At 71.7% G+C, this 20953-nt stretch carries 22 protein-coding genes; 3 read left to right on the forward strand and 19 right to left on the reverse strand.

The genetic code is table 11. From position 1 onward, the window contains the following. Positions 1-11: 11 nt before the first annotated feature. The 19 genes from yajC to GD632_RS08975 all read right to left on the reverse strand — a co-directional run bounded on the left by yajC (position 12) and on the right by GD632_RS08975 (position 16208). On the reverse strand, positions 12-425 hold the full coding sequence (gene yajC, locus GD632_RS08885) for a preprotein translocase subunit YajC (protein ID WP_226924765.1): 414 nt from the start codon (positions 423-425) through the stop codon (positions 12-14). 104 nt (positions 426-529) lie between these two features. Then, on the reverse strand, positions 530-1552 hold the full coding sequence (gene ruvB / locus GD632_RS08890; RefSeq protein WP_152191108.1) for a Holliday junction branch migration DNA helicase RuvB: 1023 nt from the start codon (positions 1550-1552) through the stop codon (positions 530-532). Beyond that, positions 1545-2144, reverse strand: a complete 600-nt coding sequence (ruvA, locus tag GD632_RS08895; protein ID WP_152191111.1) for a Holliday junction branch migration protein RuvA — start codon at positions 2142-2144, stop codon at positions 1545-1547. The genes ruvB and ruvA overlap by 8 nt, the downstream gene beginning before the upstream one ends. 53 nt (positions 2145-2197) lie before the next feature. Continuing rightward, positions 2198-2776, reverse strand: coding sequence for a crossover junction endodeoxyribonuclease RuvC (gene ruvC / locus GD632_RS08900; RefSeq protein WP_152191114.1), 579 nt, complete (start codon positions 2774-2776; stop codon positions 2198-2200). 52 nt (positions 2777-2828) lie between these two features. Next, positions 2829-3587: a YebC/PmpR family DNA-binding transcriptional regulator gene (locus GD632_RS08905; protein ID WP_152191116.1), complete on the reverse strand. Its 759-nt coding sequence runs from the start codon at positions 3585-3587 to the stop codon at positions 2829-2831. A 55-nt stretch (positions 3588-3642) separates the two neighbouring features. Further along, positions 3643-4248 (reverse strand): pyridoxal 5'-phosphate synthase glutaminase subunit PdxT, encoded by a 606-nt coding sequence (pdxT, locus tag GD632_RS08910; RefSeq protein ID WP_193311417.1) that lies wholly within the window; start codon positions 4246-4248, stop codon positions 3643-3645. A gap of 30 nt (positions 4249-4278) precedes the next feature. Continuing rightward, positions 4279-4812, reverse strand: coding sequence for an NUDIX hydrolase (locus GD632_RS08915; RefSeq protein ID WP_226924766.1), 534 nt, complete (start codon positions 4810-4812; stop codon positions 4279-4281). Next, on the reverse strand, positions 4809-5759 hold the full coding sequence (pdxS, locus tag GD632_RS08920) for a pyridoxal 5'-phosphate synthase lyase subunit PdxS (protein WP_405002529.1): 951 nt from the start codon (positions 5757-5759) through the stop codon (positions 4809-4811). Before pdxS ends, GD632_RS08915 begins: the two co-directional genes overlap by 4 nt. 89 nt (positions 5760-5848) lie before the next feature. Next, positions 5849-6907 (reverse strand): aminotransferase class V-fold PLP-dependent enzyme, encoded by a 1059-nt coding sequence (locus GD632_RS08925; RefSeq protein WP_152191122.1) that lies wholly within the window; start codon positions 6905-6907, stop codon positions 5849-5851. 81 nt (positions 6908-6988) lie between these two features. Beyond that, complete coding sequence (locus GD632_RS08930; RefSeq protein WP_152191124.1) at positions 6989-8218, reverse strand: PrsW family intramembrane metalloprotease; 1230 nt, start codon at positions 8216-8218, stop codon at positions 6989-6991. A gap of 79 nt (positions 8219-8297) precedes the next feature. Then, positions 8298-8888: a hypothetical protein gene (locus GD632_RS08935; protein WP_152191126.1), complete on the reverse strand. Its 591-nt coding sequence runs from the start codon at positions 8886-8888 to the stop codon at positions 8298-8300. Then, positions 8885-10078 carry a glycosyltransferase family 4 protein gene (locus tag GD632_RS08940; RefSeq protein ID WP_152191129.1) on the reverse strand — a complete coding sequence of 398 codons (1194 nt, stop codon included), beginning with the start codon at positions 10076-10078 and terminating at the stop codon, positions 8885-8887. Before GD632_RS08940 ends, GD632_RS08935 begins: the two co-directional genes overlap by 4 nt. Beyond that, entirely contained in the window at positions 10078-11028 is a 951-nt protein-coding gene (locus tag GD632_RS08945; RefSeq protein ID WP_152191131.1) for a phosphatidylinositol mannoside acyltransferase, read from the reverse strand. The genes GD632_RS08940 and GD632_RS08945 overlap by 1 nt, the downstream gene beginning before the upstream one ends. After that, on the reverse strand, positions 11025-11645 hold the full coding sequence (gene pgsA / locus GD632_RS08950) for a phosphatidylinositol phosphate synthase (protein WP_319633112.1): 621 nt from the start codon (positions 11643-11645) through the stop codon (positions 11025-11027). The genes GD632_RS08945 and pgsA overlap by 4 nt, the downstream gene beginning before the upstream one ends. Further along, positions 11639-12205 carry an HIT family protein gene (locus GD632_RS08955; protein WP_226924767.1) on the reverse strand — a complete coding sequence of 189 codons (567 nt, stop codon included), beginning with the start codon at positions 12203-12205 and terminating at the stop codon, positions 11639-11641. Before GD632_RS08955 ends, pgsA begins: the two co-directional genes overlap by 7 nt. Next, positions 12202-14259 (reverse strand): threonine--tRNA ligase, encoded by a 2058-nt coding sequence (gene thrS / locus GD632_RS08960; RefSeq protein ID WP_152191134.1) that lies wholly within the window; start codon positions 14257-14259, stop codon positions 12202-12204. The genes GD632_RS08955 and thrS overlap by 4 nt, the downstream gene beginning before the upstream one ends. A gap of 111 nt (positions 14260-14370) precedes the next feature. Further along, on the reverse strand, positions 14371-14841 hold the full coding sequence (locus tag GD632_RS08965; protein ID WP_152191137.1) for a GNAT family N-acetyltransferase: 471 nt from the start codon (positions 14839-14841) through the stop codon (positions 14371-14373). A 22-nt stretch (positions 14842-14863) separates the two neighbouring features. Beyond that, a complete protein-coding gene (locus GD632_RS08970; protein WP_226924769.1) occupies positions 14864-15472 on the reverse strand; it encodes a class I SAM-dependent methyltransferase in 609 nt (202 codons plus the stop codon). A gap of 115 nt (positions 15473-15587) precedes the next feature. After that, entirely contained in the window at positions 15588-16208 is a 621-nt protein-coding gene (locus tag GD632_RS08975) for a maleylpyruvate isomerase N-terminal domain-containing protein (RefSeq protein WP_152191140.1), read from the reverse strand. Between the two features lie 643 nt (positions 16209-16851). Between GD632_RS08975 and GD632_RS08980 the strand changes: the two genes are divergently transcribed. From GD632_RS08980 to GD632_RS08990, 3 genes are all read left to right on the forward strand, one after another. After that, positions 16852-19227 carry an AAA family ATPase gene (locus GD632_RS08980; protein WP_152191142.1) on the forward strand — a complete coding sequence of 792 codons (2376 nt, stop codon included), beginning with the start codon at positions 16852-16854 and terminating at the stop codon, positions 19225-19227. Positions 19228-19342: 115 nt separating this feature from the next. After that, the gene (locus GD632_RS08985; RefSeq protein WP_152191144.1) at positions 19343-19645 is read left to right on the forward strand and encodes a type II toxin-antitoxin system RelE/ParE family toxin; all 303 of its coding nucleotides are present in this window, start codon (positions 19343-19345) and stop codon (positions 19643-19645) included. Between the two features lie 13 nt (positions 19646-19658). Continuing rightward, complete coding sequence (locus tag GD632_RS08990) at positions 19659-20756, forward strand: HigA family addiction module antitoxin (protein WP_152191147.1); 1098 nt, start codon at positions 19659-19661, stop codon at positions 20754-20756. Positions 20757-20953: the final 197 nt, after the last annotated feature.

Below are 20953 nucleotides of genomic sequence, written 5' to 3' on the forward strand. Positions count from 1 at the left end.
GAGGGGCGCGCTCAGGCGCGGCGCTCGTCGCTCTCGTCGCCGGGGCGCTCGTCGTTCACGACGGGCTCGTCCGCGCTGGTGAGCGAGGAGGCGTCGTCGGGGACCTCGACCGTCGCGTCGTCGGGGACCTCCACCGTCGTGTCGTCGTCGGCGGTGTCCTCGTCCACGACGGCGAAGGGCGGCTCGGTGACGGAGTGGATCGCCTCGCGCTTCCACATGGTCTCGACGCCGGGGGTGGACTCGAGGGTGATGACGTCGCCGTCGACGTCGACGATCGTGCCGAAGAAGCCGGACGCGGTCATGACCTGCTGGCCGACCTCGAGGCTGTTGCGCACGGCTGCGGCTGCGTCACGCTGCTTCTTCGCCCCTCGGGACATCATCCACATCATGAGTCCGAACACGGCGATGAGGATGAGGAACTCCACGGCACTACTCCCTTGGTGGCGGTGGGATCGCGACAGGGCACGTCACACCGGCGGCAAAATACTGATTGAGTCTAGGTGACGGGGCTGACAGGACGAAACCGTCCTCAGCCCCACAGGGCGCCGTCGTCGGGGCGGGCGAGACCGAGGTGCTCGTACGCGGCGGCCGTGGCGACCCGTCCGCGGGGGGTGCGGGAGACGAGCCCCTCGCGCACGAGGAAGGGCTCGGCGACCGTCTCGACGGTCTCCGGCTCCTCCCCCACGGCGACGGCGAGGGTGGACAGGCCCACCGGTCCCCCGCCGAAGCGCTCGCACAGGGCGCGCAGCACGGAACGGTCCAGGCGGTCCAGGCCGCGCTCGTCGACCTCGAAGAGCGCGAGGGCGGCGTGGGTGGCCGCCAGGTCGAGGGAGCCGGTCCCCCGGACCTGCGCCCAGTCCTGGACGCGCCGCAGCAGGCGGTTGGCGATCCGGGGTGTGCCGCGGGAGCGGCCGGCGAGCTCGGCGCCCGCCGCCGGCTCGAGCTCGGCGCCGAGGAGCCGGGCGCTGCGGCCGAGCACCTGCTCGAGCTCGGCGGGCGTGTAGAACTCGAGGTGGCCGGTGAAGCCGAAGCGGTCCCGCAGCGGGGCGGGCAGCAGGCCGGCGCGGGTGGTGGCGCCGACGACCGTGAAGCGCGGCAGGGTGAGCGGGATCGCGGTGGCCCCCGGGCCCTTGCCGACGACGACGTCGACGCGGAAGTCCTCCATCGCGAGGTAGAGCATCTCCTCCACCGGGCGCGCCAGGCGGTGGATCTCGTCGATGAACAGGACGTCATGCTCCTGGAGGGAGGACAGGATGGCGGCGAGGTCCCCCGGGTGCTGGACGGCGGGCCCGGACGTGAGCCGCAGGGAGCCTTCGAGCTCGGCGGCGATGATCATCGCGAGCGTCGTCTTGCCCAGCCCGGGCGGCCCGGAGAGCAGGACGTGGTCGGGTGCGGAGCCGCGTGCCTTGGCGGCGTCGAGGACGAGCGCGAGCTGGTCGCGCACCACGGCCTGGCCGACGAAGTCTGCGAGTCGGCGCGGGCGCAGGGCGGCCTCGGCGGCCCGCTCGAGCTCATCGGCCTCGGCGTCGAGGAAGGCGGCGTCGTCAGCCACGGCCGTGGCCTCCCAGGTGCTGGAGCGCGCCGCGCAGCACCGCGGCGACGTCACGGTCCGCGGCGGGCTCCGCGAGGACGGCGCTGACGGCGTCCTCCGCGGCCTTGGCGGACCAGCCGAGCTGGACGAGCGCGTCGACGACCTCGGGCTGGGCGTCGGTCGGCGCCGGGGCGGCGCGCACCTCGCCCCGCGCGGGTCCGAGCTTGTCACCGATCTCGAGGAGGATGCGCTGGGCTCCCTTCTTCCCGATGCCGGGCACGCGGGTGAGCGCGACGACGTCCTCGGCCGCGACGGCGGTGCGCAGCTCGTCGGGCTGGTGGACGGCGAGCACCGCGAGGGCCAGGCGCGGGCCCACGCCGCTGACGGTCTGGAGGATCTCGAAGACCTCACGCTCGTCGTCGTCGGCGAAGCCGAACAGGGTGAGGGAGTCCTCCCGCACGACGAGGGCCGTGGCGAGGCGGGCGTCCGAACCGGGACGCAGACCGGCCAGGGTGGCGGGGGTGGCCTGCAGGCGCAGCCCGATCCCGCCGACCTCGACGACGGCGGAGTCGAGCCGCACGGACTCGACGGTCCCCCGGACGCTGGCGATCACGGCTGCTCCAATCCCGACCCGGAGCGGACCGGGCGAACGTGTGTGCGAAAAGGTTACCGGCTGCGGGTGACAGGCCGGGACCGACGCGCCGCGAGCTCGGCCCGGGCCCAGGCCTCCTGGGCCGGCGTCGCGTGCCGGGCCGCCGGGCCGGCGGCGGGCGCGCCGCCGCGCCACAGGTGGCACACCGCCAGGGCCAGGGCGTCGGCCGCGTCCGCGGGCTCGGGCCGCTCGGCGAGGCGGAGGATGCGGCGCACCATCTCCTGCACCTGGGGCTTGTCGGCCCGGCCGGAGCCGGTCACCGCGGCCTTGACCTCGCTGGGGGTGTGCATCCCCAGGGGCAGGCCGGCGCGTGCGGCGGCGACCATGGCGAGCCCGGCGACCTGCGCCGTGCCCATGACCGAGGCGACGTTGTGCTGGGCGAAGACCCGTTCGACGGCGACGGCGTCGACGTCGTGGCGCACGATCCACTCCTCGATGCCGGCCGAGATGGTGAGCAGCCGCTGCTGGATCGGCATGTCGGTCGGGGTGCGCAGCACGCCCACCTCGACGAGCGACAGGGAACGCCGGGAGTCGGAGTCGACGATGCCCAGGCCACAGCGGGTGAGGCCGGGGTCGACTCCGAGGACGCGCATGGCCCCAGTGTCGCAGCCGGGTGGGACGTGCCGCGGGAGCGACACCGCCGGGTCAGTCCTCGTCGAGCGCGGCGAGCACCTCGTCGGAGGCGTCGAAGTTCGCGAAGACGTTCTGCACGTCGTCACAGTCCTCGAGGGCGTCGATGAGGCGCAGCACCTTGCGGGCGCCCTCGACGTCGACCTCGACCTCCATCGAGGGGACGAACTGTGCCTCGGCGGAGTCGTAGTCCAGGCCCGCCTCCTGCAGCGCCGTGCGCACGGCGACGACGTCGCTGGCCTCGCTGAGGACCTGGAAGGCCTCGCCGTGGTCGTTGACCTCCTCGGCACCGGCGTCGAGGACGGCGGAGAGGACGTCGTCCTCGGTGAGGCCGTCGGTCTTCGGGACGATGACGACGCCACGCCGGGTGAACAGGTAGGAGACCGAGCCCGGGTCGGCGAGCGTGCCGCCGTTGCGCGTGAAGGCGACGCGGACGTCGGAGGCGGCGCGGTTGCGGTTGTCGGTGAGGCACTCGACGAGCACGGCGACACCGCCGGAGGCGTAGCCCTCGTACATGATGGTCTCGTAGTCCGCGCCGCCGGCCTCGGCTCCGGAGCCGCGCTTGACCGCGCGGTCGATGTTGTCGGCTGGGACCGAGTTCCGCTTCGCCTTCTGGATGGCATCGAAGAGGGTGGGGTTGCCGGCCGGGTCGCCTCCGCCCGTGCGGGCGGCCACCTCGATGTTCTTGACGAGGCGCGCGAAGAGCTTGCCCCGCTTCGCGTCGATCGCGGCCTTCTTGTGCTTGGTGGTTGCCCACTTGGAGTGACCGGACACTGTGTGCTCCTTGCTGACGACGGCGTCCCCGCGGGGACGGTGGGGACAGGTGGCGCTAGGCGTGCGCACGCACCAGGTCGACGAACGCACGGTGCACCCGTGCGTCGTCGCTGATCTCCGGGTGGAAGGCGGTGACGAGCAGCGCGCCCTGTCGAGCTGCCACGATCCTACCGGCGGCGGGTCCCGACCTCACGCGTGCGAGGACCTCGACGCCCTCACCGGCCTCCTCCGCCCACGGTGCCCGGATGTACACCGCGCGGAGGGGGTCGCCCGTGATGCCGAGCCCGGGGGCCAGGAGGTCCTCCTCGAAGGAGTCGACCTGGCGCCCGAAGGCGTTGCGCCGGACCGTGACGTCCATCCCGCCCACGAGGGGGCCGTGCGCGTCGGCCACCCGGTCGGCGAGCAGCACCATCCCGGCACACGAGCCGTAGACGGGCAGGCCCGCGCCGATCCTCTCGCGCAGCTGCTCGAGGAGCCCGAAGGCGACGAGCAGCTTGCCGATCGTCGTCGACTCCCCGCCCGGGAGAACCAGCCCGTCGACGGCGGCGAGCTCACCCGCGCGCCGCACCGGCACGCCGCGGGCGCCGGCGGCGTCAAGTGCCGCGATGTGCTCGCGCACGTCACCCTGGAGAGCAAGCACGCCGATGGTCGGGGAGGTCACGAACCACCAGTCTACGACGCCGCGGGAGTGCTACTCGACGACGTGCTCGCTCGTCCCGTCCCACCCGCCGGCCAGGCGGCGCGCGAGCCCAGGCAGCAGGCGCGGGTAGACGACCGCGCCGGCCGCCACGGCGGCGTCGAGCTCGTCGAGCCCCCACCAGCGCAGCTCGTCGAGGACGTCGCGCTCGAGCTCGGTCCAGCCGGTGTCGTCCAGGTGCGTGTCTGTGCCGCGGGCGACGAAGAACTCCTCGTCCTGGCGGCAGGTGACGGCCGCGAAGTCGAAGACCGCGCTGCGGGTGAGCACGGGGCCCTCCAGCTGCGTGGCCGACAGCCGGAGGCCGGTCTCCTCGCGCAGCTCCCGCAGGGCGCCCGCGCGGGGGTCCTCCCCCGGCTCGAGCCCTCCCCCGACCGTGAACCACCAGGAACGGCTCGTCTCGGCCGAGTCGTGGCCACGGACGAGGAGCACCCGGTCGGCGTCGTCGAGGAGGATGACGCGCGCGGCGCGCCGGAACGGCACGCCGTCAGGGCCGGGCACCCAGTCGGGGCCCAGCCCGTAGGTGGTCACCAACCGCGCTCGGCGAGGCGGTGCGGCACGGGGACCTCGTCGACGTTGAGGCCGACCATCGCCTCGCCCAGCCCCCGGGAGACGTCCGCGACGACCGAGGGGTCGTCGAAGAACGTCGTCGCGCGGACGATGGCGGCGGCGCGCTGCGCCGGGTTGCCGGACTTGAAGATGCCCGAGCCGACGAAGACGCCCTGGGCGCCCAGCTGCATCATCATCGCGGCGTCGGCCGGGGTGGCGATGCCGCCGGCGGTGAAGAGGACGACGGGCAGCTGCCCGGTCCGCGCCACCTCGACGACGAGGTCGTAGGGAGCCTGCAGCTCCTTGGCGGCGACGAAGAGCTCGTCCTCCGGCAGCGAGGTGAGGCGGCGGATGTCCTGGCGGATGCGCCGCATGTGGGTGGTGGCGTTGGACACGTCGCCGGTACCGGCCTCGCCCTTCGAGCGGATCATCGCCGCGCCCTCGGAGATGCGGCGCAGCGCCTCACCGAGGTTGGTCGCGCCGCACACGAAGGGCACGGTGAACTGCCACTTGTCGATGTGGTGCTCGTAGTCGGCGGGGCTGAGGACCTCGGACTCGTCGACGTAGTCGACACCGAGGCTCTGGAGGACCTGCGCCTCGACGAAGTGCCCGATGCGGGCCTTGGCCATCACGGGGATCGAGACGGCGGAGATGATCCCGTCGATCATGTCCGGGTCGCTCATCCGCGACACCCCGCCCTGGGAGCGGATGTCGGCGGGCACGCGCTCGAGGGCCATGACGGCGACGGCGCCGGCGTCCTCGGCGATGCGGGCCTGCTCCGGGGTGACGACGTCCATGATGACGCCACCCTTGAGCATCTCGGCCATGCCCCGCTTGACGCGGGCGGTGCCGACCTGGGGCGCGGCGGGCGTGCTGGGCTCTTGCGACACGGTTGACCTCTGTGCTGTGTGAAGGAGGGACAGAAACATTCTAGGTGAGCGGCCGGTCCCGCAGGGCACGTGGTCAGCTGCTGGGTCACGTCCGGGTCCGGGAACCGGATGCCGGCGGCCGACGCTGCTCAGACCGCTGTTCGCGAACGGTGGAGCGCGCGCGCCACCCGCTCGACGTCGTCCTCGTCGTTCCACAGGTGGTAGGCGAGCCGCAGGCGCCCGGCACGACCGCTCGCCCGGATCCCCGCGGTGGCGAGCGCCCGGAGCTTCTCCCCGCGCTCGTCCGCGACGGTCACGATGGCCTGCTGCTGCGCCGGCTCGCCGAGCGCCTCGAGGGTCATCGCCCCCAGGCCCGTTGCGTGCCGCCAGACCGCGCCGATGTCCAGCGACGTGAAGAGCTCGAGCGCGGGCACAGCCCCCACCCAGGCGGACCAGACCGGCGACACGTCGAAGCGGCGTGCACCCGGCGCCAGGTCCATCGTGGTGCCGTAGACGGACGACCACACGTCGCGTCCGGCGTACCACCCCGCCTGGACGGGTCTGATGAGCTGCTGCAGCTCCTCGCGGACGGTGAGGAACGCCGCACCGCGCGGGGCGCAGAGCCACTTGTAGGCGTGGCACACGGTGAGGTCGAGCTGCGTGGCGTCCACGGGGTGGATGCCCGCCGCCTGCGTGAGGTCGCAGAAGGTGCGTGCGCCGTGCCGCGCTGCCTCCCGCACGACGGCGTCGACATCGGCGGCGTCACCCGTCGCGGACTGGATGTAGGAGAAGGCGACGAGCGTCGTCCCGCTGTGGACGGCCGTAGCGAGGTCGGCAAGCGGGACCGCCCGGACGGTGAGGTCCGGACGGACGAGGAAGGGGTAGGTCATGGAGGTGAACTCGCCCTCGACGGTCAGGACCTCCGAGCCCGCCGGGAGCCAGGCGGCGACCACTCCGGCGAGCACCGACGTCTGGGAGCCGATCGCGACGTCCTGCGCGTCGACCCCGACGAGCGCGGCGTACAGCGACCGCCCGGTGGCTACGACCTCCTCGTAGTCGGCCGGCGTGCGACGGCCGTCGAAGGTGGCGGAGAGCTCCTCGCGGAGGGCCGTGACGGTCCCCCGGCACGGCAGCCCCATCGAGGCGGAGGCCAGGTAGCCGGCCGTACCGCCGAACTCCGCGCGGGCGCGGTCGAGGTCGAGTGCCATGGGTCCAGAGTGTTCCCACCCGGGCCCGCGCACAAGCATGTCGACCTCGGGCGGCGCCCGTCCTCGCGCGAGCGGAGACTGTCAGCGAGCCTGGGTGAGCGCCTGGAGAAAGGCGCTGCGTGAGGTGGTGACGCGGTCGAGGAGGACCCTCTCGTCATGGTGGTAGCTGGCCTCGCCGCGGCCGGTGGCGAAGCGCTGGCGGCCCAGCGCGAGGGAGGTCGCCGACCGCTGGAAGGTCCTCATCGCGGCCTTCGCGGAGGGGCCCCCGCGCGCGGCCCACGACATGGCCGCCCGCCGGCCCGGGAAGGAGCCGAGCATGGTCACCTCGTGCGGGGCCAGCCACCCGGCGCGGGCGTACTCGGCGAGCCGCCCGGTGATGACGCTCCGCTCCCGGCGCCGCAACCAGACGACGAGGATGATCCCCGCGACGAACAACGGCACCTGGACGATGACGTAGAGCCCGAAGAACGAGCCGGTGAAGGTGCTGCCGTTCCACAGCCCGTGGAGCAGCACCGCCACGAGCCACCCGAGGGGCAGCGCCCCGACCCACGCGACGGAGGAGCGGCTGCGGGCCGCGAGCCCGAGCGCGATGCCGATCGCGACCGTGAACATCACGTGGGCGAAGGGGGACAGGATCCCGCGCATGACGAAGATCTGCGGGAGGATCTCGATCGAGCGGCCGAAGTAGAGGATGTTCTCGACGAAGGCGAAGCCTGCCGCGACGGTCGCGGCGTAGACGATCCCGTCGACCGGCCCGTCGAAGTACCGGCGCCGGGCGAGGAAGAGGACGAGCACGCCCAGCCCCTTGGCGGTCTCCTCGATGACCGGAGCGCCGAGCGCGGCGCCGAGGACCTCGGCCGTCTCGACGTTGCCGGTGCTGTAGTAGACGGCGGTGGAGAAGGCGGTGTTGAGCCAGATCGACACGAGCGTCGACACCCCGGCACCCCAGAGGAACGCGAAGAGCAGCGCGTACCGCGGCTCCGGCTCCCACCGGTCGATCCAGCGGATGCCGAGGAGGACGGCGACGAGCGGGACGAGCGCCACGATCCCGCCGGTGAGCGCCGCCCCGGCGCTCGTGAGGCTCGCGATCTGGGCGATCGTGGCGATGAGCGCGAGGACGCCGACGCCGGTGCCGACGACGACGAACACGGTCCCGCCCCGCCGCGCCCGCGGGGGCTGCCAGGGCGCCTGGGCGGGTGCCGGCGGCCCGCCCGTTCCCCAGGGCGCGGTCTGCGGGTGCTGGCCGGCGAGGGAGGCGGTGGGCTGCGCCGGGCGCCCGGACGGCGGGTAGGGCTCAGGGGGGAAGGCCATGGCGATCAGCGTAGGGGCAGCCGCCGACGGCGCCCGCGCGGGGCGCCGGTCGCGCCCACCGCGGGGCAGCGGACCGTGCTCAGCGTGCGGGCCGGGCGTCGTCCATGTCGAAGGCGTGTGGCATCGGCGCCCTGCCGGCGAGGTGGAGGACCCGCACAACGGGGTTGGCGCGCATGCGCCGCACCTCGGCGACGTGGGCGTTGTGGAACCGGCGGGCGAGCTCGAGCCGGTACCAGGCGGCGTCGAGCCGGTGGAGCGGGTCGACGGCCAGCGGGTTCTCCCCCAGCGGCTCGGTGTCGGCGTGGGACTCGAGCAGGGCGCGCAGGGTGCGGGACAGCTCGGACTCCACGAGGGAGCGGTCGACGTCCGCGGCGGGCTCGTCGACGTCGGACTCCCCCTCGAGCCCGTCTCGGACGACGGGGCCGGGGGCGACAGCGCTGGCGCGCTGGGCGACGTCGGCGAGGAGGACGGCCTCGACGGGGTCCAGGGCCCCGCTCATCGCGAGCTCGTGGGCAGCGGCGGTGCGCTGGGCGAGCTGGAGCTCGAGGGTGGCGCGGGAGCGCAGCACCTTGCGGTGCAGGCGGTCCACCCGCGAGGCGAGCAGCCACAGCACCCACCCGAGCACGAGCACGAGCAGCACGACGACGAGCGTCCAGCCCTCCCAGGTCACTCGGCCACCTCCGTCCGGCCGTCCAGCGCCGCACGCAGGCGGCCCACGACCGTCTGGGAGCGGGGGTCCTCACGCACCTGCCCACCGCTCGCCGTCACCATCTCGTAGACGGCGAGCACCTGCCGGGTGACGACGGACCAGTCGAAGCGGCGCACGCCCTCGCTGGCCGCCTCACGCACCTCCCGGGAGGCGTGCCGGTCGCGCAGGGCGGGGACGAGCGCGGCGGCGAGTGCGGCCGCGTCACCGGTCGGGAAGAGCGTGCCGAAGCGCCCGCCGTCGAGCACGGCGCGGAAGGCGGGGATGTCGCTGGCGACGACGTGCGCGCCCGCGCTCATCGCCTCGACGAGGACGATCCCGAAGCTCTCCCCGCCGGTGTGCGGGGCGACGTAGACGTCGGCGGATGCTAGGAGGGACTCCTTCTCCGCGTCGCTCACCGGGCCGAGGAAGGTGACGGCGTCACCCAGGTGACCAAGGGTGCTGCGGTACTCGGTGACGTCCCCGCGGCCGGCGACGAGGAAGCGGGCGCCGGGAACCTGGGCGAGCACCTGCGGGATCGCCTCGGCGAGGATGGGCAGGCCCTTGCGCGCCTCGTCCAGCCGGCCGAGGAAGGCGACGGTGGGCCGCTCGTCGGTCCCGCACCACGCCTCGGCGCGCGGGGCCTGGGCGAAACGGTCGACGAAGACGCCGTTGGGCACGACGACGGCGTCCCCGCCGAGGTGCTCGACGACGGTGCGGCGAGCCTCCTCCGACACCGCGATGCGGCCGGCGATCTTCTCCAGCAGCGGCCGCACGAGCGGGGAGGCGACCTGCAGGGCGCGCGAGCGGTCCATGGCGGTGTGGAAGGTGCCGACGATCGGGCCGTCGGCGATCCACAGCGCGAGCATCGACAGGCTCGGGGTGATGGGCTCGTGGAGGTGGAGCACGTCGAAGTCTCCCTCCTCGAGCCAGCGGCGGGTGCGGGCGGCGGAGACGGGCCCGAAGTTGAGCCGGGCCACCGAGCCGTTGTACGGCAGCGCGACGGTCCGCCCGGCGGGCACGACGTAGTCGGGGACGGGGGTGGTGTCCTCCGCCGGGGCGAGGACGCTGACGTCGTGCCCGGTCGCGATGAGGTGCTCGGCGAGGTCCCGGACGTGGAACTGCACGCCGCCCGGCACGTCGAAGGAGTAGCCGCAGACGATCCCGATGCGCATCAGGCCACGCTCCCCGCGGGCGTGAGGCGCGTGGGGTCGAGGTCGCGCACGAAGAGCGGCTGGAGCATGTGCCAGTCCTCCGGGTGGGCGCGGACCGCCGCACCGAGCTCGTCGACCCACGCCTGGGTGAGGGCGGCGACCGTCCTCTCCCGGGAGGCGCCGTCCGGCGGGGTCAGGGGGTCACCGAAGGTGATGACGATGCCCCACCGGCTGCCTGCCGCCTGGCGGCGGGGCCCGCGGAGGCGCTCGTAGTGGATCCCGACGAAGGCGATGGCGCTGCCGGTGGCGACCGCGAGCGTGGCGGGGCCCGGTGCCACGCGGGCGCGCTCCCCCAGCAGCTCGACGTCGACGTTCGTGCGCGACAGGTCACGGTCGGCCAGCAGCGGTACGAGCGGGGCGCCGGCCCGGGTCTCGCGCAGCAGCTCGCGGAACGTGGAGCCGTCGCGCTCGAGCGGGATGATCGTCATCCCCAGCCCGCGCCGGAAGTCGAGGAAGCTCTGGAAGAGCTCCTCGGGCTCGAGGTGCTCGGCGACGGTGACGACAGGAGCGAGGAAACGGGTGGCCCAGGCGCCGGCGAGGTCCCAGTTGCCCAGGTGTCCCAGGGCGACGACGACCGGTCTGCCGGCAGCGAGCTCGGCGCGGACCCAGCCGTCGTTGACGGCTCGCACGCGCTGGCCCAGCTGCGCCTCCGAGACGGTGGGCAGGCGCAGGGACTCCTCGTAGTAGCGCATGTAGGAGCGCATGCCGCGGCGGGTGAGGCGCCGCAGCTCTCGCGGGGACGCCTCGGGGACGGCGCGCGCGATGTTGGCGCGCAGCTGCCCCACCCCGGCCACGCCGGTGAGGGCGGCGAGCTCGGCGGCGCCGGCGAACAGGCCGGCGGACAGCCAGGCGGGCAGCCGGGGCACGACGCGGGCAGCGGTGAGCAGCAGGGCTGCCGGGTCCGGGCTCATGCCGTGTCCCCCAGGTCCCCGCGGGTCTGCCGGTGCACGGCCACCATCCGCTGGCCGACGGTGTAGAGGCTGGCGAGGGCGAGCAGCCCGAGCGCGGCGACGAGCACGACGACGGGCGCACCCAGCCCCACGGCGAGCACCGCTGCGAGGGCGACGAACAGGCGGTCGGCGCGCTCGGCGATCCCGCCCGAGGCGGTCATCCCCAGGCCCTCGGCGCGGGCCTTGGCGTAGGGGACGACGCTGCCGAGGACGAGGCAGGCCAGCGCGGTGCCGAGCACCCACATCTCCTCCGCGCGGATGCTCCACAGGAGGATCCCGGAGAAGATCGCGGCGTCGGCGAGGCGGTCGAGGGTGGAGTCGAGGAAGGCGCCCCACCGGGTGGAGCGGCCGAGCATCCGGGCCATGAGCCCGTCGACGCTGTCGATGAGGACGACGACGGTGATGGCGAGCGGGCCGGCGACGAAGTGCCCGGACGGCAGCAGCCACAGGGCCACGGCGACGGTGAGGACCGTCCCGGTGGCGGTGACGGTGTCGGGGCTGACCCCGGCGCGGACGAGGGTGCGCGCGACGGGACCGAAGATCGCGTTGGTGACCACGCGCCCCTTGGAGCTCAGCACGTCGCCCCCGGCCACGCCGCGGCGAGCAGCTCCCGGGTCTCCCCGAGCACCTGCGGCAGGGCCTTGGTGCCGGCGACGATCGGGAAGAAGTTCGCGTCCCCGCCCCACCGCGGGACGACGTGCTGGTGGAGGTGGGCGGCGATCCCGGCACCGGCGGCCGCGCCCTGGTTCATCCCGAGGTTGAACCCGTGGGGGTGGCTCACCTCGCGCAGCACGGTCATCGCGGTGGCGCTGAGCGCGCCGACCTCGTCGCGCTCCGCCGTCGTCAGCTCGGTGAGGTCGGCGACGTGGCGGTAGGGGCACACGAGGAGGTGCCCGGGGTTGTACGGGTAGAGGTTGAGAACGACGTAGGCCTGCTCGCCCCGGTGGACGATGAGCGCGTCGGCGTCCTCCCGCCGTGGTGCGAGGCAGAAGGGGCACTGGCCGGTGCTCGCGTCGTCGGGCCTGTCGTGACCGTCGACGTAGACCATCCGGTGCGGGGTCCACAGCCGCTGGAACGCGTCGGGGACGCCGACGAGCCCCTCCGCCGGCTCGCCGCTCGGCGGCGACACGTCACTCACGCCGTCGACACCTGCCGGCGCTCGGCGATGGCCGCGGTGATGAGCTCGACCGCCTCGGCCACGGGGACCCCGTTGCGCTGGGAGCCGTCCCGGAAGCGGAAGGAGACCGCTCCGGCGTCGGCGTCCTCCCCGCCCGCGATGAGGATGAAGGGGACCTTCTCCTTCGTCGCGTTGCGGATCTTCTTGTTGAAGCGGTCGTCACTGCGGTCGAGCTCGGCGCGCACACCACGCGCCCGCAGCTGGGCCACGACGTCGGCGAGGTAGTCGTCGAAGACGTCCGCGACCGGCACGGCGACGGCCTGGACGGGCGCGAGCCACGCGGGGAACGCGCCGGCGTAGTGCTCGAGGAGCACGCCGAAGAAGCGCTCGATGGACCCGAAGAGGGCGCGGTGGATCATGACCGGGCGCTGGCGGGTGCCGTCGGCGGCCTGGTACTCGAGGTCGAAGAGCTCGGGGAGGTTGAAGTCGAGCTGGATGGTCGACATCTGCCAGGTGCGGCCGATGGCGTCCTTGGCCTGGACGGAGATCTTCGGTCCGTAGAAGGCGGCGCCGCCCGGGTCGGGGACGAGGTCGAGCCCGGAGGCGGTGGCGACCTCCTCGAGCACGCGGGTGGCCTCCTCCCACGTCGCCTCGTCACCGACGGACTTCTCCGGGTCACGGGTGGACAGCTCGAGGTAGAAGTCGTCGAGCCCGTAGTCCTTGAGGAGGTCGAGGACGAAGGTGAGCAGGGAGTCCAGCTCGTCCTTCATCTGCTCGCGGGTGCAGTAGATGTGGGCGTCGTCCTGGGTGAAGCCGCGGGCGCGGGTGAGGCCGTGCACCACCCCGGACTTCTCGTACCGGTAGACGGTGCCGAACTCGAAGAGCCGCAGCGGCAGCTCGCGGTAGGACCGGCCGCGGGAGCCGAAGACGAGGTTGTGCATGGGGCAGTTCATCGGCTTGAGGTAGTAGTCCTGCCCCTGCCGCTTGACGTTGCCCTCGGCGTCGCGCTCCTCGTCCAGATGCATCGGGGGGTACATGCCCTCCCGGTACCAGTCGAGGTGCCCGGAGACCTCGAAGAGGTGGCCCTTGGTGATGTGCGGGGTGTTGACGAAGGAGTAGCCGGCCTCGACGTGGCGGCGGCGGGAGTACTCCTCCATCTCCATCCGGATCATCGCGCCTCTCGGGTGGAAGACCGGCAGGCCGGAGCCGATCTCGTCGGGGAAGGAGAAGAGGTCCATCTCCGAGCCGAGACGGCGGTGGTCGCGCCGCTCGGCCTCGGCCAGGCGCTCCTGGTAGGCCTTGAGCTCGTCCTTGGTCGGCCACGCGGTGCCGTAGATGCGCTGGAGCTGGGGGTTCTTCTCGCTGCCGCGCCAGTAGGCGGCGGCCGAGCGCATCAGGGCGAAGCCGTTGCCGATGAGCTTGGTGCTCGGCAGGTGGGGGCCGCGGCACAGGTCCTTCCAGGCGACCTCTCCCCCGCGGCGGACGTTGTCGTAGATCGTCAGCTCGCCGGCACCGACCTCCACCGAGGCGCCCTCGGCGGCGTCCTCGGCGCTGGAGCCCTTGAGGCCGATGAGCTCGAGCTTGTACGGCTCGTCGGCGAGCTCGGCGCGGGCCTCCTCGTCGGTGACGACGCGCCGCACGAAGGTCTGGCCCTCGCGGATGATCCGGTTCATCTGCTTCTCGAGGTCCTTGAGGTCCTCGGGCGTGAACGGCGTCTCGACGTCGAAGTCGTAGTAGAAGCCGTCCGTGATCGGCGGGCCGATGCCGAGCTTGGCGTCGGCGCGCACCTGCTGCACGGCCTGGGCGAGGACGTGGGCGGCGGAGTGGCGCAGGATGGCCAGGCCGTCCTCGCTGGCGATGTCGACCCGCTCGACGACGGCGCCGGCCGGGAGCCGCGACACGTCGGTGGCGAGGTCCGTGAGCTCGCCGTCCACCCGGAGGGCGACGACGGCGCGGTCCTCGCCGAACAGGTCCGTCCCGGTGGCGCCCTCGGTGACCGTCCGCTCGGCGCCGTCGACGACAAGGACCTGCTCAGAGACGGATGACACAGTGCGCTCCCGCTGACGTTCGGACATGACTGACCGATCGTACTCAGGTTGCCCGCGCCGCCCCGGCCTCGTCCCGCGCACGCGCCGAATCGTCACCGATCCGTTGCCGGAGTAGCGCGGGTCACGGATTGGCCACGGTCACAGCACGAGCTTCAAGCCCTCGTGGCTCGCGTCGTAACCGAGGCGCCGGTAGAACCGCTGGGCGTCCGCTCGTCGTTTGTCCGTGGTCAGCTGAGCCACGCTCGCGCCCCGGCTGCGTCCGTACTCGTGCGCCCACGCGAACAGGGCCGAGCCCACCCCCGCACCGCGGACGTCCGGGGCGAGCCGGACCGCCTCGATCTGCAGCCGGGTCGCGCCCGCCCGGGCGAGGCTCGGCAGCAGGGTGAGCTGCATCGTGCCGACCACCCGGTCCCCGTCCCGGACGACGACAAGGAGGTGCCGCGGCTCCGCGTCGATCTCACGGAACGCCGTGAGGTACGGCTCCAGGTCCGCTGTCTCCCGCTCCGCACCGAAGGCGTCGTCGGCGAGCAGCCCGACGATCGCCGGCACGTCCTGGGCCGTCGCCCGCGCGACGGTGTAGGACCGCCCGCCGGCCAGCAGTGTCTCCATGCCCGCGAGCATGCCAGCACCGTCACGTCCCTCGCTCGTCACGCAGCCGCAGCCGGTACCACTGCGGCCTGGTCCGGTTCATCGGGAAGCCCAGGCCCGCGGTCTCGGCAGGGTCCACGGCGAGGAGCTCCCACCGCGGGAAGGCGGCGACCACCTCCGCCTCCGAGACGCCCCCGGCCAGCCGGCGGAACCACGTGGGCCCGAAGGCCAGCATGAGCAGGGTGGCGCCCGGCTCGGCAAGGGCGGTGACGCCGCGGCCCTGGGCACGCCGCTGCTCCTCCGTGAAACCCTGGAAGCATCCGACGTCGAGGAAGAAGTCGAAGCGCCCGAGCCCGCGGCCACCGAGGTTCGTCGCGTCCCCGACGACGTACGTCACCTCCGGTGGACCCGCGCGCCTGGCGGCCTCGATCGCGGCCGGCACGAGGTCGACACCGACGGCCTGCCAGCCGCGCCGGGCGAGCCCAGGGGTGTACTGCCCCCGCCCGCAGCCGATGTCCAGAGCACGGCCCGGTGGCCGTCCCCTCTCCGCCTCCTCGCGGTCCAGGAGCGCGTTGACACTGCCCGACGCGCGCTCCCGGTACCCCTCCCAGGGCGTGAGGCCGAGCCGGTACATGCGGTGGTAGTTCGTCATGGGCACCCCGGCGGAGCGGGCGCGAGGTGGCGCCTGCCCCCCGAGCGTACGGCGCCCTACCGGGCGGATGGAGGTCCGACCTCGCCGCGCCGCCACCACCAGCCGCGGACTGCCGTCAGAGCAGCGAGAAGCCGTCGGGCAGCGGCGTGCGGCCGGTGAGCGCGGCGAGCACCGCCGGGCCACGTCCGGAGGCGGCCGCTGTCTGCGCGGCGAGCCCGAGGGCGGCCGCGACCCCGTCGCGCGGCACGAGGTCCGCCGGCGCACCGACCGCCCGTACGAGGTCCAGCCCGTGGACGACCAGCTCGAACGTCCGGGTGCGCAGGTACTCCTCGAGCCGCAGCGTCCCGAACCGGGTGGCGACCAGCTGCTGCGGGCGGGCCCCTGCCAGGGCACGCTCCGCCTCGGACACGAGCGAGGACACGGCGAGTGCGGGGTCGACGCCGAGCTCGGTCCCGGCGAGGTGCCCGCGCACCGCGACCGCCTCGTCGGCAGCGGCCTTGTCGTCCGACGCCACGAAGCGGGCGAAGTACTCCGGTGCGGTGATGACGTCGGCGCTGTCCGGTGCCGCGCCGGCGAGGTACTCGACGACGGTGGTCAGCGCTCGCGTCGTGTGCCCGACGAGCGCGCGCACGTCCCACTCCCCGAGTCCGGGACGGGTCCAGTCCGCCGGGCCCACGGCCCGGACGAGCTCGACGTAGGCGCGGGCACACCGCAGGAACAGGTCGGTCTCGTTCATCGCACTCTCCGATCAGCCGTGGCCGGACGTGCTCGAAGGCCCCCGACCTGCTGGTCGGGGGCCTTCTCTGGTGGGCGATACTGGGATCGAACCTGATACCTGTAGCTCGCTCACCTGCATCTTTGCTGCCTCTGGAACCTCCGTGGGCCCCTGGTGGGCCTACGTCTCGATCGTTACCGAGCGCGAAGTCGCCGAACTGGTGTTCCCACGCACAGCGTGCGCTGGAACCGTCTCCCAGACTACCGCGGGGAATCGGACCGGTCAGAACATGATCCTGCGAACCCCCTGACCGCCCGGACGGATCCGGGTCACCACACATCCTCGGAAACTCGCGGATTTCCTTGGGGCTAGAGGGAACCGGACGGTTCATTCGCTCCGAGTGTCGTTGGTTCGCGTGTCGCCAACGGTTGATTTCGCTGACTAAGCGGTAGGCCGTGCCTTGCACAGAGCAGGCTTCGTCAGGCCGAGCGAGTGGCAGTAGAACTCGGCACACCGCTCCCCCGTCGCCGCCTAAGCCGCACTGTCAGCCGACCTGTGGGTCTACCGAGGCCTTCGGGAGACGTGCGGCGCCCGCGGGTTATGGCCGCAATTTGTCGGTGCCCCTCCATAGACTCACCAGAGGCACGGTTCTTAGGCCGGTCTCATGATGAGCAAGGGAGCGTTCGTGCGAGTACGACAGGTCTGGGTCCGGTTCTACAAGTCGTTCAACTTCGACTACGAGCTGAAAGCACTGCCAGGTGCGAAGCCCGTTCCGTGGCAGCAGGTTGAGGGCGTCTGGATGCCGCACGTGCGGATCCCGATCGAGCCCGACATCACGGCCGTCGTCGGTGCGAACGAGTCGGGCAAGACCCACTTGCTCGACGCCATCAGGATCGCGCTCACAGGGGCTGGTCTCCGCCAGCGCGACTTCTGCAGGTCGTCGACGCTGTTCTCGGTCGAACACGGCTCCCGTCGGTTTCCGGAAGTCGGCTTGACTCTCGAGCTCGACGCCGACGAGGCGGACGCAGTGGACGAACAGGACATCCCGCGACGCAAGAACGGGGATCTCGTGCTGCTGCGTCCGGAGCCAGACGTGGTTGCGGTGGTGAACCGCGATGAGGAGCGAGTCACCCTCACGGACGAGCAGGCAGCCGCCCTCCAAGACCTTCTGCCGCACCCGCATGAACTGAACACCGAGATCGCCCTCCCCGACTCCGTCTCGATTGCGAAGCTCGCCAACAACGGCGGCGACCTCGCCGGCCGGAAGAAGCGATCCGAGCTCCTCGCGCTGTTCACCTCTGCCACCACAGCCGACGACATCACGAGGAACGCGTCGAGCGTGCTGGCGCTCGTCAACGAGGGCGAGACGACGGAGTGCGCGAAGAGGCAGCAGGAGCAGCAGCTCGGTATCGATCTGCTCGTGAAGATCGCGCGGATCGAAGAGTCGAGCTTCAAGGAACTCCAGAGCGCAATCGTTGACGAGCGCGAAGGTCTGGTCAACGGCCTCATCCAGGAGATGAACAACTCGATCGCTCGCCACCTGAACGTCTCACGGTGGTGGAGTCAGGACGCGGAGTTCCAGCTCCGCATCTCGCCGAGAGAGCACGAGCTCGTGTTCACGATCCGCGACCGCACCGGAACCGACTATTCGTTCACGGAGCGGAGCCGGGGGCTGCGGTACTTCCTCAGCTACTACGTGCAACTGCTCGCCCATGACCGGCCTGCCGCGAAGCCGGAGGTTCTCCTTATGGACGAGCCCGATGCTTACCTCTCCGCCTCGGGGCAGCAAGACCTACTCCGCGTGCTCGAGCATCACGCACGGCCGGACGACAAGCACCGCGAAGATCAGGTCGTGTATGTGACGCACTCGCCGTTCCTAATCAACCGTAACGCCGGCCACCGGGTGCGAGTGGTCGACAAGGGGTCGCGCGACGAGGGCACCCGGCACGTGAAGGACGCGACGCGCAACCACTACGAGCCGCTGCGCACGTCTCTCGGGGCGTTCGTCGCCGAGACCGCCTTCATCGGCGGCGACAACCTCTTCGTTGAGGGCATCGCCGATCAGGTCCTCCTCGCTGGCATGAACATGCGGCTGCTGCGCGCGGGGACGGCGCCCAGTAGATGCCTCGACCTCAACCAGGTGACCATCGTCCCGGGCGGGTCGAATGTGCCCTACATGCTCTACCTCGCTCGTGGTCGCGATCAGGTCAGGCCGGCGTGCGTCGTGCTGGTCGACGGCGACCCCGCCGGCGAGACGGCACGCAAGCAGATCAGAAGGGGCGGCGCGCACGGCAAACCTTCTGTCGCCGACGACCTGGTCGTTCAGGTGGCCGAGTGGTCGGCCACCGTCTCCCTAGAGGTCACAGAAGGCGTCGTCGTCCGCGAACCCGAGGACCTGGTTCCCGCGTCGGTCGCGGTCACAGCCGCTAGACGGTACGCGCGCGCGTTCCTCGGACTCGACGAAGAGTCTGCGAAGCGGCTCAGTGAGAACGACGTGACAGGCGGGCTCGAGGCCTCGGACGGGAGCCTCTGGGACGCACTGGACAAGGCGTTCGAGTCCGCCTTCGACACGCGGATCAGCAAGGCGGGGTTCGCGAAGGAGCTCCTGGCCTTCCTGGGCGATTCAGAGGGAGACGCGAGCCGCCCCGCCGGAGTCCCGGCGCTGGACAGGAACTTCGGCCTACTGATCGAGCATCTCGCTGACAAGCTGGGCCTGGCGCGGGAGCGCGAGTCCGAGAGCCGCCGCGACCAGCGTCTCGATCGCATCATCGACACCTTCACCGCGGACTATTCAGGCGGCTGCACGCGCGACCGAGCCCTTACGGTGCTCAAGCGCATCGACGGGGCTGTGGACGACAGCACAGCAGGCGACGTCGTCCGCGCCGAGACCGCACGGATGCGGCGCGAGTTCAAGCTCACCTCCGAGCCGCTCAAGAGCGTCGACGAATACACGGACTTCCTGGAGCGGCTCGGCAACGTGCGCCACCTCGAACGTCTCCGGGATCAGGGTGTCCTGGCTGGAGCCCGACAAGACCGGTGAAATTGTCGCACGCGACGCAAATCCGTCTCATCGTGTGTCCGGCGTGTGAGCCGCACAACTCGGGCATACTCTCAAACAGGATCGGGTTAGACTGTAACGAGATCGGTGACACTGAGTGCGCGTAGACTACAAGGACAACAAGCTCGCGAAACTGTGCACTGACGAGCGCGAGATGCAGAAGAAGCGGCCTGACCTCAAGAAGAAGCTCCGACTGCGGATCAAGGCGCTCGAGAACTCGGACACGCTCGGCGACCTGCCCGAGGACGACCCGGGAGGAGCATGGCACGACCTCACAGGCAAGCGTGCGGGGACATGGGCCGGCGAGCTCAGCGGAAACTGGCGGCTGCTCGTGGAGCCGAATCCCAACTCGCTGAGCGCGGTCGCCGCGACCGTTGTCGGCATCGAGGACTACCACTGAGGAAGGAGTGACCATGACCGCCACCAACTACGCTGTCGCTCCCGGGGAGTACCTCGAGGAGTGGATCGACGATCATGGCCTGTCCCAGCAGCGAGTGGCCGAGCTCCTCGGAAGCAGCCGCAAGCAGGTGAACGAGATCGTCAATGGACGTGCACCGATCACGAGCGACACCGCGATGCGCCTCGAGCGAGTCGTCGGCATCCCCGCGAGGACTTGGCTGAAGTACGAGGCGCTGTACCGAGCCGACCTCGCCCGCATCGCCGACGAGGAGCACCTCGCCAAGTTTGTCGACGAGATCGCGCCGTCTGCGGTCACGTACCTGCGCAGCATCGGTGCGACCACGGCAACCAAGCGGTCCCCCGGAAGGCTGGTGTCCGACTTCCTCGCGTTCCACCGTTGCGGGACGTGGGATGCGTATGTCCACCTGCACGAGGAGGCGTCCACGGGCGACTATGCGCTGGCGGCGCTGAAGGACGCGGGCACGACGTTGGACAGGACGCTACTGACGACGTGGCTGCGGGCCGCCGAGCTGCTGGAGCCCTTCGAGCGCGGCCGCGGGTTCGAGTACGACCCCGATCGGCTCCACGCGGCCCTTCCCGAACTCCGTGCCCGAGCGGCGGCGCCCGACACCACGATGCTCCGGGACCTCGCGAACATGCTTGCCGACGTAGGTGTCGTCTTCATGGTGGTCGAGCCCCCGAAGAAGCTCCCTTTGCTCGGTATTACGCGCTGGATCGACAAGCGGGTACCCGTCATCCAGCAGACCGGACGGTGGGGCAAGGACGGATTCGTCATCTGGACGCTCTTCCACGAGATCGGCCATCTCCTCAATGACCCCCGTGGCGAGATGCACGTGGAGTACAGCACGGAGAAGAAGCGGAACTCCGCAGCGGAGAAGGCGGCGAACGCGTTCGCTATGGACATCCTTTTCGGAGATGGCGGAGTCTCGCAGTTCAGCGGCTTGACCTACGACCGCGACATCGCCGCCAAGGCTCGGGAGATCGGCATAGCACCCGGGGTTGCCGTTCACCAGATGCACCGCCGCAGGCTGCTGGACTACAGCTTCGGCAATCGACTCTGCGTCGACCTTGCCGGCAGTTTCACCGAGTGACGAGTCACAGCTGGTCCCGGGAGTCCTCGAACCTGGGTCTTCTCGATACCAATGTGCCGCGACGACGCCATCGCGGCTCCCTGGCGAACCAGTTCGTCCACAGCGGTCAGACTTGACTCTTCGAACCGACCCTCATCTGCAGGTTCGCCATTAGCCGGGAGGCTGTGGGGGAACCATGGGGGAATCGGGCCGTGTGC

This window comes from Georgenia satyanarayanai, from assembly GCF_009193135.1.
In the GTDB taxonomy this organism is placed as follows: domain Bacteria; phylum Actinomycetota; class Actinomycetes; order Actinomycetales; family Actinomycetaceae; genus Oceanitalea; species Oceanitalea satyanarayanai.

Bases quoted from the DNA above. Each gene is read 5' to 3' on its own strand.
- ruvC (WP_152191114.1), bottom strand. From the start codon at position 2,776: ATGCGCGTCCTCGGAGTCGACCCCGGCCTCACCCGCTGTGGCCTGGGC.
- pdxS (WP_405002529.1), bottom strand. From the start codon at position 5,759: ATGTTTCTGTCCCTCCTTCACACAGCACAGAGGTCAACCGTGTCGCAA.
- GD632_RS08925 (WP_152191122.1), bottom strand. From the start codon at position 6,907: ATGGCACTCGACCTCGACCGCGCCCGCGCGGAGTTCGGCGGTACGGCC.
- GD632_RS08930 (WP_152191124.1), bottom strand. From the start codon at position 8,218: ATGGCCTTCCCCCCTGAGCCCTACCCGCCGTCCGGGCGCCCGGCGCAG.
- GD632_RS08940 (WP_152191129.1), bottom strand. From the start codon at position 10,078: ATGCGCATCGGGATCGTCTGCGGCTACTCCTTCGACGTGCCGGGCGGC.
- GD632_RS08945 (WP_152191131.1), bottom strand. From the start codon at position 11,028: ATGAGCCCGGACCCGGCAGCCCTGCTGCTCACCGCTGCCCGCGTCGTG.
- thrS (WP_152191134.1), bottom strand. From the start codon at position 14,259: ATGTCCGAACGTCAGCGGGAGCGCACTGTGTCATCCGTCTCTGAGCAG.
- GD632_RS08965 (WP_152191137.1), bottom strand. From the start codon at position 14,841: ATGGAGACACTGCTGGCCGGCGGGCGGTCCTACACCGTCGCGCGGGCG.
- GD632_RS08970 (WP_226924769.1), bottom strand. From the start codon at position 15,472: ATGACGAACTACCACCGCATGTACCGGCTCGGCCTCACGCCCTGGGAG.
- GD632_RS08975 (WP_152191140.1), bottom strand. From the start codon at position 16,208: ATGAACGAGACCGACCTGTTCCTGCGGTGTGCCCGCGCCTACGTCGAG.
- GD632_RS08980 (WP_152191142.1), top strand. From the start codon at position 16,852: ATGATGAGCAAGGGAGCGTTCGTGCGAGTACGACAGGTCTGGGTCCGG.
- GD632_RS08990 (WP_152191147.1), top strand. From the start codon at position 19,659: ATGACCGCCACCAACTACGCTGTCGCTCCCGGGGAGTACCTCGAGGAG.